The following is a 14,675-nucleotide window of genomic DNA, read 5'->3' on the forward strand; positions in this document are numbered from 1 at the left end:
GTTCCGAACCCGTCGAAGCACATCTCTACGACCTCTTTGAGTACCACGACGATCTCGTCGGATCTTCCCACTACGCGAGCAACGGGATTCTGTTCATGACGTACTACTTCGACCAGTTTGAGGAGGACGGACAGGCGCAGATAAGCGACGCAAGCGATACAAAACGCCCGGAGCTGCTCGCAGACCTCGCCACTGACGTTGACGAGTACACACAACTGGCGAACAAAATCGCTGACGACTGCGACGCGGTCGCTCCAGACATCCCTACCGACTGGGAAGATCGTGCTCTCTCGGAGGTGACGACCGCTGGCTACCAGCCGAACCACAAGCACGGCGTCGCGATCAATATCAAGCCGCTCGCGGAGAAGGACATCGTACCGGAGGTTGTCGAGGACAGGGTGCTCTGAAAGATGCAAGCGAAACAAACCCTCCCCGACGCCGCGAAAGACGTCATCCGAAGCGAGTTCGACCGAGCCGAGTCGTCCGACCCGATCGTCCTCTGGTGGGACGACGGGAACTATCTTGAGGACATCATTGAGCAGGCCTGTGATGAACTCGGCGTTCACTTGAAAGTCGCTGAGGAGACGCCGCTGGAACTCCGTGCCGATCCAGTCGACGGCGAACAGGTCTGGTACGTCCCACACGTCAAGGAGCCCGAAGACGCCGAGGGCAACTTCGACTGGTTCCGCGACGTCGAGCACACGGGCGGCGAGGTGGAGCTGAGCATCGAAGACCTCACCGTCCACGCGTTCGAGCGCGGGCAACTCAATGCGTGGGAGCTGAAAGCCGCGACGCAGGCGGACGACCCCGCAAAGCGCCGCGAGATCGCGCGGATTCTCCACGACCAGCTCACCGGCGGACAGCTCCCGACGCTCGAGCAACTCCGCACGCAGATCGTTACCGGCGGCTATACTGACCCGGTCGTATTCGTGCTCGAGAACGGCTGGGGTGACATCGACGACAGTCCCGACACTATCGAGCAGATGCAGGACTTGCTGACCAGCGAGGGCGTCGACGCGGTCGCCGGCGAGGATGACCCCGCGGGGATCGTCGCGGCGACGCGTCAGTGGGCTGTCGCCGAGTGGCTGATCCACGCCGGCGTCGACGCCGAGCGCTTCCCGACCGAGTTCCGCGCCAAGACGGCCGGCGCTCACGACCTCCCCGAGCTCAAGTCGCTGTTGAACACCACCACCTCGGCCAGCCTGCTCGCCGACCGCTACCTCGGTGAGGCGAGCTGGCCCGACGTCGTCACAGACGTTGATGACCCGTGGGAACTCGCGGACTGTATCGTCGACGCCGCGCTCGAGCGTCGCCTCTGGGAGGCATGGCACGCCTCGTTCGACGCCGGCAACTATGAGACGTGTCTCGAGCGCGCTGAGAAGCGGCACGATGCGCTTGTTGGGAGCGAGGACTTCCGTGGCACCTACCGCGGCGGCTACGGCCCGGACAGCCCGTGGACGCAGACATGGGCACAGGCCACGGAGGTTGCCCGCCTTGCGCACCAACTCGACACGTGGGACGAGAGCGCCACCGACGACGTCGTCTCGCTGTACGCCGACCCGGATGACGGGACGTGGCAGATCGACAACGCGGTGCTGAACCTCGTCGTCGCCGGCGAGCCCGAGTCTGGCCTCCCCGACGATCATCCGGCTGCCGATACGCTTGATGATCTCCGCACCCAACTCCAGTCGGAATACGTCGGATATCTCGAAGACCTTGGCGATCTCGTTATAGAGACTGTTGAGGCTGGTGCGCCGTTCGTCGACGAGGATCACTCCTACCAGTTCTTCACGAAGGAGTCCGACGGGCTCGAAAGCGGCCAGACGGTCGCCCTGTTCGTCATCGACGCGCTCCGCCTCGATCTCGCCCGCCGGCTCGCAGACGAGTTGCGCAACTACGTCGCGACCCTCTCTGCCGACGCCCCCGAGTTTGCCGTCGACGAAGACGTCTGGCTCGGGACGCTCCCCTCAGAGACCGAGTTCGGGAAGGCCGCACTCACGCCGGGTGAGATCCAGATGTTCGATGTGTCGTTGGTCGATGGCGAGTTACAGCCGCTGCGAAACAACCGCCGGGTGACGGTCAACCGCCGTGAGTCACTGTTGGGCGGTGACGGCTGGACGGTCACTCGCGAAGAAGATGAGGGCTGGCAGTCGACACGAGTCGCCTATTTCAAGAACGATCTTGACAACATTGGCGAGAAGAAACTCAGCGATCTTGAGGCGATGCTGGCGCGACGTGTCGACTCGCTTGCAGAGTTCATCGGCACGAAACTCGAACAAGGCGAGTGGGATCAGGCCTACGTGCTGACTGACCACGGGTTCGTGCTGCTCCCGGACAACGCGTCGCCGGAGAAAATTTCGCGACCGGCAGAGGCATCCGACTCCGGCCGCCGGTGGATCGCCGGCGAGGATGTGGATGAGGATTCGCCCGGCGTGTTGCTCGATGCCAGCTCGCGATTAGGGTATCTCGATGCTAACGTTAGCATCCTTGCGAGCCCGCTCAAGCGGTTCAAAAAGCAGGGGTTGGGTGACGCACGATTCTACCACGGCGGCCTACTCCCACAAGAGTTCGTGCTCGACTTCATCAGTATCACGCAAGGGTGACACTGCGCGCGTCGGTCGCCAGAAGAGGTCACTCCTCGCGGAGGTTCTCGGTGGCCTCGGCGACAATCTCGTCGATGATTTCGGCGAGCGGTTGATGCTCAGCGAACGCTGTGGCAAGCGTCTCGAAGTAGCTCTCTGGGAGATCTGACTGGTCGACGTCGTACGTTTTCTCCGTGTAATCCTTCTTCTGCCCCTTGTTCGTGATTCCAGCATCGTTGAGGGGCGTTTCAAGCCGATCTTGCCACCGATCGGTGTTGTAGAGTCGGTAGAACTCGTCTCGTAGGTCGACCCTCGTTGGACTCCGAAGTATGAACGTGAGCTCTCCACGGCTGAACGATTCTCGCTTGCGAATGAGGTGGACAAAATGTACCCGGAATCCGGTTGAACCGTGAGTATCCGTGTGATCTATCGTCGGTTCGAGATTGTCGTCGTCAAGGTACCAGCCGTCCTTGAACAAACAACCCCACTTTCCGTGGTCTGGACGGGTGTGCCACTCCTCAGTCCATAGTTCCCCGTCAACGTGAGCTTTGAACAGTTCCGGCCAGTCTTCGATCGCACGCTCCCGAAGGGATTCCGCGGCGTCAAGCAACCTGTCGATATCGTCTCGATACTCTCCGAGTAACTGGATTTTCTCCTTCTGGGTTTCGGTGAAGTCGTCGCTTTCCATAGTGGTCACCTGAGTGATCGTCGATAGGAACTCTCGCAGTTGGCTGACGCTCCGTTCCAGATAGCGCCCGTGTGAGCGCTCAAGTACCGTCTCAAAACTATCGATGACGTGACGCCAATACAAGTCATCGAACGCGTCCGCGTTGGAGTTCGGTGCGTACTTTTTCGAGAGGAATACGTAATGGTGCCCATCGTCAGGATACGTGTCCTTCCCCTCATTTCCGATGTGTGTGTCATCGACGTATCGGGTCGTCTGTTGGTCACCTTCGGTGGAGTCGACCTTTGATTCAATACAGAGGAACCAGTCTCCCGGGACACGGAGCACAATATCAGGACGGTTGTTATCCGGGGATGTGACTTCGGTCTCCACCTCGATATTCTCGAGATGGCGATGGTAGTACTCGAACGAGGAGTCCGCTTCCTGTTGGACTCTGTCTAAGAAACTCGTCAGAAGGTCGGTTCCGAACCCGTGTGGCTGATCAGGATCAAGGAAGTACGCCAACAGCGTATTCCACGTCTGTTCCGATCTCGCTGATCCGAGAATTCGAAGTGTTGCCTTCGGCGGCTCGGAGACATCTGGCAATGCCTCGAGTGACGTTCGGAGCTCACGAAGCCGCTCTTCTAGCTCCCCGACAGTCACCATTATGCGGCTATCAGAGCGAACCAGTATAATTAGTGGGGGAAGATTACCCAACTGACCGGGATATCTATCCTACTAATGGTTGGTCGAGCACGGTTGCAGTGCCTGCCGTGCGTGGTTCGAGAACTACCACAGACTGGTCCGGCTCGGTCTATTCTTAACCAACAACTACCCGGCATCTACACCCTTTGTTGGTTAATGTACTCTCATGCCCCAGCCTGTCCAGTCGACGTTTCGTCGGTCACGAGTGAGTAATGGACCTCGATGTCGTTGTATTGTGCGACCGGACGCTTTGGAACGCCTCCATGGACCAGTTCGATGACGCCAAGCCCGGGGAGTTCGTTTCTTCCGACTGCTGAAGTTCGCGCGATACTCTACTGCGATACAGACGCTCGGTTGGGCCTCCAAAGACCGGAAAGAGAAATTGGTCATCGCCTTGTTCACTAGTGGGCTGCTGCTCGTCGTCTCAAGCTCGGTAATGTACTTTATCGAGAATGTGGCTCGGCCGGGGGGGGGTTCTTGTCAATCCCTGTGACGACGTGGTGGGGCGTCGCCGCGCTCACGACCGTTGGCTACGGCGACATGTATCCTGACACAATTGCCGGCCAGTTCGTCGGTGCGATCACGCCGATCCTCGGAATCGGGATGCTTGCGCTGCCGGCGTCGACCCTCACGGCGGGGTTCATCGAGGAGGTAGAGAACGAACTCGACGAGCGAACGCAGTGTCCGCACTGTGGGAAGACCGTTCAGCTCAAAGACTTGGACGAGGTCGAGTAGCGAAAGTGGTCAGACCGGTAGTGCAGCGCCGGCGACGACGGCGGCCGCGACGACGATGCCGCCGAGGCCGAGCATCGCATAGTTCGCGATCGGGTTCGCAGCCTTGAACAGATCGAGTGTGTAGTTGTCGTCTCTCAGCGGTGCGAACGGCTCGACGCCCATCGGAGTGAGTGCGTCAGCGAGTAGGTGTGAAATAATCGTCAGTGTGCCGAAACCGAAAGCAAGGAGACCGAACAGCACGCCGCGGAGAATACTCTCCTGTATCCCGAGGAGAGCGCCGGTGAGCCCGAACACAGCGCCCACTACGAGTGCGAACCAGACAGTGTGAGTTATTCCACGGTGCTTCACCAGTGGTACCTTCATATCTAGGTCTGGAACCATCGCCATTGATCCGACGGCTGCAGCGCCGATGAAGGCCATCTCAACTGATGTGAGCGCGGAGAGAACAAACCCAAACGGTGCGTACACGAGCAGCGACGCGCCGATGTGGCCTTTCTGGTGCATACGTAGATCTTGTCGACTTCCTGTAAGACTATTACGAGTATTCAGTCTTCGACACGCACTCCTACGCGAATTTGCGTGTCTTCTCAACGACAGAGTATTCGACCATGTTGCGGACACTTGAGAAGATTCATCCACCGCTCAACACAGGGGCCTCACGAATCGCTCAGTATAGGCGATCTACATACCGACACGCAGTACGGATCTACCTACATTGTGTCAGAAACCCCGTGAGAGATACAGAGGTTGTAGTCGTCACAAGAACTATCTTACATTCTCCATCTGTATCCCGAACCACCCGATAGAATGTGCCTACGAATTAAGCATATCGTGTAATTTTACGGTCTGTTTCGGGTGGTTGTATAGGATTTTGCGCACGATCCGACCAGTAATTGTACTGTCTCCTTGTCCCAACAACTCTCGATAACCTTCGATAAAGTGTTCTTCACCAAGTTTCTGTAGGGACTGATAGTCTGCTATAATTTCTTCTACTCGGATAGCAATCAAAAATGCAACAAACGGCATGGTCAAAGAACCTATAGTATCGATCAACATGGCTGCTGATAATCCTCCGAAGCCGGTTTCAAGTATCAATTGTCCTTTTTGATACGTGACGATGAGTAGAATAATAAGTAGCGCATAGATGATGCCCTTCCAAATAATGTTCCTGTTTTTATGGCTCTCTTCGTGGGTTAAAAGGAGCTGTTGGGCTTGAACAGAGAGACCCTCGGTCCAATGTAGGTTCCATATGATTGTACCAAATGGAGTTGCTTGTGCTAATCCCGGACTGTCTTTGTCGAATGTATATACTCTGATAGTCTTGTGGGGGAGTGTGATTTCTTTTTGTCCTTTCAGAGTTGTTCGTTTTGTAAATAGTACAAATACCCATGTTAGTACATATTTTATTTGCTCTATGCCTCTCAACACGAGATTCATATTCGGACAAATATCTTAGAATACAAATCATTTCTGGAAGTGATAATCGTTTAAAAGCCAATGGAAACCACGGCTGCGATGGCGGCCCCACGGCGACCCACCGCACGACTATTGGCACACCTCCTTGAGCTGGTAGAACCCTCAACGCTCAATACGCAGGCGAATTCTACCGGCTAATTCAGGATATAGACGGAGAAAATAACATTGTTCAGGTGTTGACTACACCCTCTGTATCTCGCACGCCGTTTTTATCAGATTCAGATGATTTCAGCAAGTCAATCGCAGTGTAACCAACATCTGCCGCAGCTACAATAGACTATGATGAACTTGATATCTGGTGATTGAGGATTGGTTTCTCGAATGAATTCTGTAGAGAATGTATAGCTTGTCAACCCTATAGATATTTTATCAAGCAGAGATTAGTTGAGCTAATGAGTAAGGATGACCGCGCTGTTACTCCTGTCATCGCAACAATTCTCATGGTCGCGGTTGTGGTCGTTTTAGCAACAACCATTTCTGTATACTTCTACGATCTTAGCAACACTATAGAACCAGCCCCAAACGCCGCATTTGAGCAACAACTGCTTGACGAAAGTGGTCCTAATGAGCGTCTTGAGGTTACCCTCACACATGGAGGTGGAATCCGTGCAAACCGGGTGCTGATCGTCGCAACAGAGCCAGTCGATATTGGTGGCCCAGATACGCCTCCAAATAGTGGGTTCGCAACGGTCGGCGAGAAATTGACCGAAGGGGAGGACCAGTCTGGCGTTGGTAACTATTGGACAGCGGGGGAGACCATAAAACTCGGTCGCGAAGGAGACTTGTCTGGGATCACAATTCGCATAGTCTGGAACCCAACAGAGGTGAAAAAAGATGGCGCAGGTGGAACAGAACCAAGCGAAGTAATCGGCGAAAACGCTGCAGTAATTTGGGAACACACTGTTGAATAGGTGCCTTATTGGCACCTGCGGATCCTGACGACGACCGATCGCACAATACAGGCATCGGGTCGACGGATCACCTACTGGATATACTGCGGTTCGTCCGGAGGGGGGCGGGTGCGTCTTCGGATAATTTATTAAAATAAGTACAGTAAGATAGAGGATAACCACATATTTGTGAGCATTTATAAAGTCAGGCTGTGATAGAGTGTCATGGGAGTGTTAGATATTCTTGAAGATGACATGACGGTAAAGCAAATGGGAGCTATCATGATTCTTTACATGGTGGCTCTGGCGATTTTTGGAGTAGTAGCAGTTATTGTGATACACGGTCTCGGATGGCAATGGCTCTAGAAAATCGCTGTAAGCTGGTAGGGTGAATTATTAAATCAGAATGACTGAAGCAGGAAACCAACGATAATCTACGTCCGAAATACTTTGATTGACAAGCATCCCCATTCTGACGTATAATTCAAACTTAACAGTGTGAAAAGAGCCCGTGAGAATGGTTCTATAACATCCTTGTCATCGTGCGTTGTCTGTTCACCCGTCTATCCACTACTGAGGAATTCGACAGAGCCACGAACATTCAAGACGCCGTCACCCGTTGCAGCCACTATCAGTTAATGACGAGCGCTCCACAATTATCCCCCGGCCAGCGGGTGCTTCTCAATGACACTCCCGCCGAGGTAATCCGGACGCAGACTGTCGGCGATATCGAATATCTGCGGGCCTATATCGAAGGAGAGGAAGCCAAAACCGTGTGTCTGGATGACGTTGAGGTCCAGCCGTCTGAGAGCGGGATTGAGACGCTTTCTGATTTCCAACTTGATTCGCTCCATCCTGACCACGAAGCAGTCTCCGCGCAGTGGTTCGACCTCCACACGCAGGCGACGAAACTCAAGCTTGCCCACGAACAAGGGCAGCTCCTGAGCATCTCGAACTCGCTCGTTCGACTCGAACCCTACCAGCTCGACGCCGTCAACTGGGTGATGCAGAAACTCCGGCAGCGCGCGCTCATCGGCGACGACGTCGGCCTCGGGAAAACGATCGAGGCGGGGCTCATCCTCAAGGAACTCGCCGCCCGGAATCGCGCCGATCGTGTCCTGTTCGTCGTTCCGGCTCACCTCCAGAAGAAGTGGATCCGAGATATGGATCGGTTCTTCGACGTCGATCTCACGGTCGCCGATCGGGCGTGGGTCGACGGAGAGCGTCGACGCCTCGGTGAGGAAGCCAACATCTGGAACCAAGACCAGCAACAACTCGTCACCAGTATGGCGTTCCTGCGACAAGACGAGTTCCAGCCTGCACTACAGGACGCGTTCTGGGACGTCGTCGTCGTCGACGAGGCACACAAAGCCGCTAAGCGAGGCGACTCGCCGAGCAAGACGGCACAGATGGTTGATACCATCACCGGAAACTCCGACTCGCTGCTGCTGCTCAGCGCAACTCCACACGACGGGAAAGGCGAGGCGTTCCGCTCGCTCGTCGAGTACATCGACCCGTTCCTTGTCGCCGAGAACCGCGAGCTCACACAAGAAACGGTTGATCGCGTGATGATCCGACGTGGAAAGACCGACATCTACGACGAAGAGGGTGACCGGGTCTTTCCAGACCGTGAGGTCAACTCGGTCTCAATCTCGATGACACACGACGAGCGGCAGTTCTACCGTGCGGTCACCGACTACGTCAAAAACGTCTACAACCGCTCGGAGAAGCTGAACGAACCCGCGGTCGGGTTCGCGATGGCGCTCATGCAAAAACGGCTTGTGAGCAGCGTCGGCGCGATTCACGCGACGCTCCGTCGACGGCTTGACGATCTCCTCGATGAAGAAGCGGAGACTGATGGCCTGTCTGCGGAAGCGCGAGCCTATCTCGATGGCGAGGATTTGGACGAGGACGACAAAGAGCATGCAGAAGATGAGATCGCCGGGCTGACCGTCACCAGCACTGACGAACAACTCCACGAAGAGATCGATACACTCCGTGATCTCGTCTCACTGGCAGAGGATCTGCCGGTCGACTCTAAGGCCCAGAAGGTCAGACGGTTCATCTCCCAATTGCTTGAAGAGCAGCCGAACGAGAAGCTGCTACTGTTCACAGAGTATCGGGACACGCTCGACTACCTACTCGAGTACGTTGAGGACGAGCCGTGGGCCGATGAGATTCTCGTGATCCACGGCGATGTCGACAAGCACGAACGGGCACGGATCGAAGACGAGTTCAACCACGGCCAGTCGCGACTGCTGTTCGCGACCGATGCCGCGAGTGAGGGGATCGACCTCCAGCATAGCTGCCACATCATGGCCAACTACGAGCTGCCGTGGAACCCGAACCGGCTCGAGCAGCGGATTGGCCGTATCCATCGTTACGGACAGGAAGAAGAGGTCACAGTCTGGAACTTCCTCTTCGACGACACCCGCGAAAGCGAGATCTTCGAGATGCTCCAAACCAAGGTCGAAGAGATTCGCTCACAACTCGGAAACACGGCAGACGTACTCGGCATCCTCGACGACATCGACGTGGACTCGCTCATTATGGAGTCGATCGAGAATGACGAGCCGCCGAGTGCGACCAAAGCGGAGCTCGAAGAGTTGATCGAAGAGCGACAGCGGACGCTCGAGGAGTGGTACGAACGAAGCCTCGTCGATACGAGCACATTCGATGCGGAGAGTCGCCGGCAGATTCAGCAGGTCGTCGACGAGTCAGCGGATGTCTACGGGAGCGAAGGCGATATTCGCGAGTTCTTCGAGCGGGCCGTCGAGGCCTTTGGCGGCGACTTCGAAAAGCGGGGCACCAACCTCTATCAAGCCGCGTTGCCGGACGGGATCGCCTCGCCGGGCCACGATTCGACGTTCGGTCCGTTCACGTTCGACCGCGACTTCGCGATGGAGCACGAGGATATCACCTATCTCGCTCCCGATACGGACGTCCTGCAACGGCTCATGGCACGCGTGTTGGAGGATGAGCGCGGTGAGGTCGGACTCAAACTCTTGCCGTTCGTCGACACGCCGGGGATCACCTACCACTATCGCGTGGCGTTCGAGGACGGCACCGGCGACGTGATTCGGGAAGAAACCATCCCCGTCTTCGTGGATGCTGCACACGAGGACGCACAGCAGGCACTTGGTGAACGCGTTGTTGAGGGTGACTCAATCGCAGCCAAACCCGACGTCGACGCGCTTCGGACAGTTCTCGACGCGCAATCCGACCTGCGGGCGGCTGCCGATCGGTACGTGAGCGCGCGAGTCACCGAGATCAAAAACCAACTTCAGGAGAAGCGCCACGACGAGACCGCTCGCGAGCTGGAGAACCTCGAAGAATATGCACAGTCAGAGCGAGACCGGATCGAGTCCTTCATCGAAGAATACGAACGCAAAGCCGACGCCGGCTCGGACATGGACATCGCGATCCGTGGTCAACAGGAACGTCTTGAACAGCTTGAGGACAGGATCGAAACGCGTCGCAACGAACTCCGGCGTCGAGAGCAGATTATCTCACTCGCACCCGAAGTAGAGAATTACTGTCTCACGCTCTCGTTGTAGATTCTGACCCTGTCCGATCAAGTCAGGAGGCTCACTAGCTTTGATTAGGAGATATCCTCCCTTCCTTGTTCAACTGGTGGGTCGCCAGTTTCCAGCAGGATACTGTCAGAGCTGTAGTTGAGGGAGAACTGTCCCACACCAGTACTCGTTGGGGATGACACACCAGCCACAGGAACTGGCCAGATACTGCCTAGAGATTGTTCCTCAAGGCAGGGCTTTATCGATGTGATGGACGAAGCGAAAGTATGAGCGACTCGGCGTCGCCAAGCACCTCAGTCTCGCTGTCTGAGCCGGCCGATATTCCAGCAGTCTTGAATCGGGCCGGCATCGACTATGTCGGTGTGCATGATCAGCGACTACTGACGATCTATCGCACCGGAATTTTCAACGTGGTAACTGAGCCAGAGCCAGTATCGAATGCGTGCACACTCGAGATCGAATGTTGGGAAGCACCACTCCCGTCTCGTGGTGATGGTCGGTCACCACAGGAGCTTCTTGACGACCTTGCTGCCGTGTTCGAGCGCGGCGATAAGGCCTAACATCCACGATCGCTCGGCCGCAACGGCGGTAAGCAGTTGAGACAGCAGGAACGCTAGAAACAAATTATCCAGCACGAGTCAGTATATAACGCAATCTATGAAAATTTCTGAGACGCTCCAGACGTTGTATACGGGAACTGTTGAGCACGACGACGGCAGCTACCATATTACCGTCCCGGAGCGTGAGATAGCCACCGAGACAATCGCTGAAGATGAGACATACCGTGTTGCGCTTATTTCGACGTCAGCGTCGAATGCTGACGATACAGAGACGACTGACTCCATCCAACCTGCTGACCACGAAGATCAGCAGCAGGACTTCGAGGGCCCACCTGTCGAGGAAGGTGAGCAGCGGGAGGTTGAGATCGAGAACCTCGGTGACCAAGGTGACGGGATCGCGAAAGTCGAGCGCGGCTACGTCGTGATCGTCCCCAAGACGAACATTGGAGACCGCGTCACGGTTGAGATGCGACAGGTTCGCGAAAACGTTGCGTTCGCGGATGTCGTCGAGCACAACCCCCGTGAAGAAGTCTAGAAGTTGCTGATTAGCACGGACTAGTGGTTATAGAAGACTTCTCGCACACAAGCCGGATCGTTTAGTAGAAGGGGTGGAAGGAGCGTGTGACATAGATCCTTCCGACTGGAGTTTATCAGCACTTGAAAGTAAGCTTTTGGTGGGTTTCTGGGCCGGGCAAACTAGATTTCGGGGAGGCCGACTACCTGTTATCATCTGCAACAGACATTTACCGATTTGGTCACGGTCAGTACAGGGTATATAAATACACCCACTAAAAATTATACCGCAGGCAATTTAATGACCAGTATGTCAAAATTTGATGAATATTTTAGAAGTACTTCGGATATCTTGGAAAGCGAATATGAGCGGTCCGCTGGTTTTGAACATAGTGGAACTGCAGGCGGCGCAAGAGAGTTTTTCGTAGAAAATTTTCTGAACAATATTTATCCAGAGAAGTTTGTCTTCGGAGATGGGGAGATAATTGATTCGAGCGGAGGAATCAGTGATCAAGCTGACGTAGTAATATATGATGAACAGCTTCCTGTGTTAGAGTATGGTTCATCCAAGCATTTCCTTAGTGCAGGTGTGATGGCACATATTGAGGTGAAAACTGACCTGTCCAGTCAATTGGATACTGCGCTCTCAAAGGTCCTCTCAATTAAACAACTCAATAAAGATATTACTCCTGTTATGTCGATAGGTCAGGTTCCAGATCATCTCTATTCCTGTGTATTTTCATACGAAGGTCCCTCAAAGTCCACCTTCAAGAAGAACGTATTAGATTTTTATCAAAATGAGCAGGTGCCTTCAGAGCAATGCGCAGATATGATCTGTGTGTTGGGGGAATACATTATGATAAAAAAACCAACCGATGATGGTGAGAAATTAGCCTTCCTTGAGACGGGCGATGATAGTCTAATGGCGTTTTTTGTCAATTTGGCGGGAGCGGTCTCGAAAAACTACTGGCAGGGACGGCCCGATCTCTCGAAATATATGAGTACGAATCAAGCGAACCCCTTCTGAGTTAGTGATCAATACGCAGTCTTCAGCGACCAGATGTTTCAGCCTATTTTGTGTCTGAAGAATAAGGCTTCAACAGAAGCTGCTGTTCCAATACTCCTTCTTACAAGACAACGGATCTCAACAGCGCCGAAAAGGTAGTGCTAACAGACAACCACGAAAAGGGGGATATTAATATATACACACCCGGCCGAAACGGAAAGTGTGACCCACGTCGCGTTGTATGCCCGCGTCTCGACCGACCGCCAAGACCACGAGCGACAGATCCGCGAGCTCGAGGGGTTTATCGGTGAGGAGTATCCTGACGCAAGCGTCGAGCGATTCGCCGATATTATTTCCGGGACTGATGACGAGGGGGGTGTAGAGTATCACCGTCTCCGTGAAGCGATCGCTGATGGGGAAGTCGACGTCGTCGTTGTTCATGAGTTATCCCGACTCTCTCGGCTCGGTGGTGGCGAGATCCACAGCTTTCTACAGTACGCTCTTGAACACGAGACGAGCGTCCGGGATCTAGAGGTTGGGCTCGAGCTTGACGTCGACGACAGCATGGTCGATCAGGCGGTAACACAAATGATCGCTGGGCTCATGGGTGACCTCGCCCGAATCGAACAGAAACAGAAAGTCCGCCGGATCCAATCAGGGATCAAGGTAGCTCAAGAGGCCGGCAAATGGACCGGCCGGCCACCGACCGGCTTCGAGGTTGTTGATGGGTTTCTCCGGGTTAACACGGAGGAGTACCTTCGGGTTCGAGCCGGCATGGAACGGATCGCCGGTGGAGAATCGATCGCCGGCGTCGCCGACGATACTGGTGTCGCCGCGAGCACACTCCGGGAACTGTATAACGACCGCCCGGATCTGTATCTTCGCGGTGAGACCAACGACGACCGCGTCGATGCCGCTCTTGAAGATGTTCGCCCACTGAACGAGCCCGCTGCTGAGCCTGACGAGGATCTCAACGAGCGACTCGAGCGGCTCGAACAAAAGGTTGAGAATCTTGACTGAACTGCTCTGTTGAATCCGCAGAAGGCGGCGGGATAGCGTCGCTCTGAAGGTGGAAGCGAAGCGGAAGAGCCGAATGTGTCCAAACTCCTCTTCCGCTTCGTTAAGCAAGCCGCGTCGCTGGCTCAAAAGCGCTGTGCCGCCAGTCCAACGGCGGTGAGTGATCCGACTGGCCACGGATTTCCCGGCTGGAAGCATGTCACGCTCCACTTTTTGCGGGTTCATATGGATGCGACGTACCGCGAAATCGTCGATTGGGCGAGTGAAATGGATCGCGTTCGTGGTCTTTTACAGCTATCGCGGACGGCATTTCCCGCACCCTCAACGCTGTACCGGTCGTTTGAGAGGGTGCCCATGTCCGTGTGGCGCGGTTTCCTTCGGGAGTCCGCGACCATCTGCGATCCGGGCTCGCACGGTGCCATCGATGCCACATTCTTCGACCGCGAAACGGCATCGAGACATTATCAACACCGCTCGGATCGCCACATACGCACGCTCAAAACGACGGCACTCGTCGATACAAACTCGTGTGCCATCCTCGATATTCACTGCTCGGCACACTGGCCTCACGATACGCAAACTGGCCGTCGAGTCGCCCTTCGTAACACCGAGAAAATAGAGAGTCTCGCCGGTGACAAGGGCTATGACGACCAATCTCTCCGGGACGCCCTCCGATCAGAGGGCGTCCGGCCCCTGCTGCGTCATCGGTTGTTCGCTGCGTACGATCACGCGCACAACGCACGGTTGGACAGCGGGCTATACGACCAGCGCTGGATGGCCGAGACCGCCTTTTCGGCCATCAAGCGTCGGTTCGGCCCCGCTGTCCACCCTCGCGCGTGGTACCGCGAGTTCCGCGAGCTCGTGTTGATCGCCGCAGTCTTCAACCTCGAACAGGCTCTCAAACAGTGATCCCCACGCCGTCATCGGATTCAACAAAGCAGACTCATGAGTATCCGCACAGTACTTACTCGGCTACTGCCCGGTGACGAGA

Annotated in this window: 13 protein-coding genes and 1 pseudogene; 11 read left to right on the top strand and 3 right to left on the bottom strand. The window is 55.3% G+C overall.

All coding sequences use genetic code 11. The features are described 5' to 3' along the window. Positions 1-407 (top strand): annotated as a pseudogene (locus tag DJ69_RS18460) (BREX-5 system adenine-specific DNA-methyltransferase PglX); the annotation flags it as partial. 3 nt (positions 408-410) lie between these two features. Then, on the top strand, positions 411-2,603 hold the full coding sequence (pglZ, locus tag DJ69_RS12675; protein ID WP_099255939.1) for a BREX-5 system phosphatase PglZ: 2,193 nt from the start codon (positions 411-413) through the stop codon (positions 2,601-2,603). 28 nt (positions 2,604-2,631) lie between these two features. Here the strand turns inward: pglZ and DJ69_RS12680 are convergent, their stop codons facing one another. Continuing rightward, the gene (locus DJ69_RS12680; protein ID WP_099255940.1) at positions 2,632-3,912 is read right to left on the bottom strand and encodes a PD-(D/E)XK nuclease family protein; all 1,281 of its coding nucleotides are present in this window, start codon (positions 3,910-3,912) and stop codon (positions 2,632-2,634) included. 516 nt (positions 3,913-4,428) lie between these two features. Between DJ69_RS12680 and DJ69_RS12685 the strand changes: the two genes are divergently transcribed. After that, positions 4,429-4,686 (top strand): potassium channel family protein, encoded by a 258-nt coding sequence (locus DJ69_RS12685; protein WP_099255941.1) that lies wholly within the window; start codon positions 4,429-4,431, stop codon positions 4,684-4,686. Between the two features lie 9 nt (positions 4,687-4,695). On the opposite strand, the gene DJ69_RS12690 is transcribed toward DJ69_RS12685, so the two are convergent. After that, positions 4,696-5,190, bottom strand: coding sequence for a metal-dependent hydrolase (locus tag DJ69_RS12690; protein ID WP_099255942.1), 495 nt, complete (start codon positions 5,188-5,190; stop codon positions 4,696-4,698). 309 nt (positions 5,191-5,499) lie between these two features. Continuing rightward, a complete protein-coding gene (locus tag DJ69_RS17935; protein WP_144050439.1) occupies positions 5,500-6,123 on the bottom strand; it encodes a hypothetical protein in 624 nt (207 codons plus the stop codon). 431 nt (positions 6,124-6,554) lie between these two features. Between DJ69_RS17935 and DJ69_RS12695 the strand changes: the two genes are divergently transcribed. The 8 genes from DJ69_RS12695 to DJ69_RS12715 all read left to right on the top strand — a co-directional run bounded on the left by DJ69_RS12695 (position 6,555) and on the right by DJ69_RS12715 (position 14,593). Continuing rightward, a complete protein-coding gene (locus DJ69_RS12695) occupies positions 6,555-7,073 on the top strand; it encodes a type IV pilin (RefSeq protein ID WP_099255943.1) in 519 nt (172 codons plus the stop codon). Between the two features lie 204 nt (positions 7,074-7,277). Next, positions 7,278-7,418: a hypothetical protein gene (locus DJ69_RS18465; protein WP_180271815.1), complete on the top strand. Its 141-nt coding sequence runs from the start codon at positions 7,278-7,280 to the stop codon at positions 7,416-7,418. A gap of 272 nt (positions 7,419-7,690) precedes the next feature. Beyond that, positions 7,691-10,609, top strand: coding sequence for a helicase-related protein (locus tag DJ69_RS12700; RefSeq protein ID WP_099255944.1), 2,919 nt, complete (start codon positions 7,691-7,693; stop codon positions 10,607-10,609). A gap of 245 nt (positions 10,610-10,854) precedes the next feature. Then, entirely contained in the window at positions 10,855-11,148 is a 294-nt protein-coding gene (locus DJ69_RS17940; RefSeq protein WP_144050440.1) for a hypothetical protein, read from the top strand. 97 nt (positions 11,149-11,245) lie between these two features. Beyond that, positions 11,246-11,683 (top strand): TRAM domain-containing protein, encoded by a 438-nt coding sequence (locus DJ69_RS12705; RefSeq protein ID WP_099255945.1) that lies wholly within the window; start codon positions 11,246-11,248, stop codon positions 11,681-11,683. Between the two features lie 288 nt (positions 11,684-11,971). Next, positions 11,972-12,688 carry a DUF6602 domain-containing protein gene (locus DJ69_RS17945; RefSeq protein WP_144050441.1) on the top strand — a complete coding sequence of 239 codons (717 nt, stop codon included), beginning with the start codon at positions 11,972-11,974 and terminating at the stop codon, positions 12,686-12,688. Positions 12,689-12,889: 201 nt separating this feature from the next. Beyond that, positions 12,890-13,687, top strand: coding sequence for a recombinase family protein (locus DJ69_RS12710; protein ID WP_180271816.1), 798 nt, complete (start codon positions 12,890-12,892; stop codon positions 13,685-13,687). Between the two features lie 75 nt (positions 13,688-13,762). Beyond that, positions 13,763-14,593 (top strand): IS5 family transposase, encoded by an 831-nt coding sequence (locus DJ69_RS12715; RefSeq protein ID WP_099255946.1) that lies wholly within the window; start codon positions 13,763-13,765, stop codon positions 14,591-14,593. Positions 14,594-14,675: the final 82 nt, after the last annotated feature.

It is taken from the genome of Halorubrum persicum (assembly GCF_002727125.1).
GTDB lineage: Archaea > Halobacteriota > Halobacteria > Halobacteriales > Haloferacaceae > Halorubrum > Halorubrum persicum.

What these genes read in the sequence shown, in the direction of transcription:
- DJ69_RS12690 (WP_099255942.1), bottom strand. Translation starts at nt 5,190, where the DNA reads ATGCACCAGAAAGGCCACATCGGCGCGTCGCTGCTCGTGTACGCACCG.
- DJ69_RS12700 (WP_099255944.1), top strand. Translation starts at nt 7,691, where the DNA reads ATGACGAGCGCTCCACAATTATCCCCCGGCCAGCGGGTGCTTCTCAAT.
- DJ69_RS17940 (WP_144050440.1), top strand. Translation starts at nt 10,855, where the DNA reads ATGAGCGACTCGGCGTCGCCAAGCACCTCAGTCTCGCTGTCTGAGCCG.
- DJ69_RS12695 (WP_099255943.1), top strand. Translation starts at nt 6,555, where the DNA reads ATGAGTAAGGATGACCGCGCTGTTACTCCTGTCATCGCAACAATTCTC.
- DJ69_RS12680 (WP_099255940.1), bottom strand. Translation starts at nt 3,912, where the DNA reads ATGGTGACTGTCGGGGAGCTAGAAGAGCGGCTTCGTGAGCTCCGAACG.
- pglZ (WP_099255939.1), top strand. Translation starts at nt 411, where the DNA reads ATGCAAGCGAAACAAACCCTCCCCGACGCCGCGAAAGACGTCATCCGA.
- DJ69_RS17945 (WP_144050441.1), top strand. Translation starts at nt 11,972, where the DNA reads ATGTCAAAATTTGATGAATATTTTAGAAGTACTTCGGATATCTTGGAA.
- DJ69_RS17935 (WP_144050439.1), bottom strand. Translation starts at nt 6,123, where the DNA reads ATGAATCTCGTGTTGAGAGGCATAGAGCAAATAAAATATGTACTAACA.
- DJ69_RS18465 (WP_180271815.1), top strand. Translation starts at nt 7,278, where the DNA reads ATGGGAGTGTTAGATATTCTTGAAGATGACATGACGGTAAAGCAAATG.
- DJ69_RS12705 (WP_099255945.1), top strand. Translation starts at nt 11,246, where the DNA reads ATGAAAATTTCTGAGACGCTCCAGACGTTGTATACGGGAACTGTTGAG.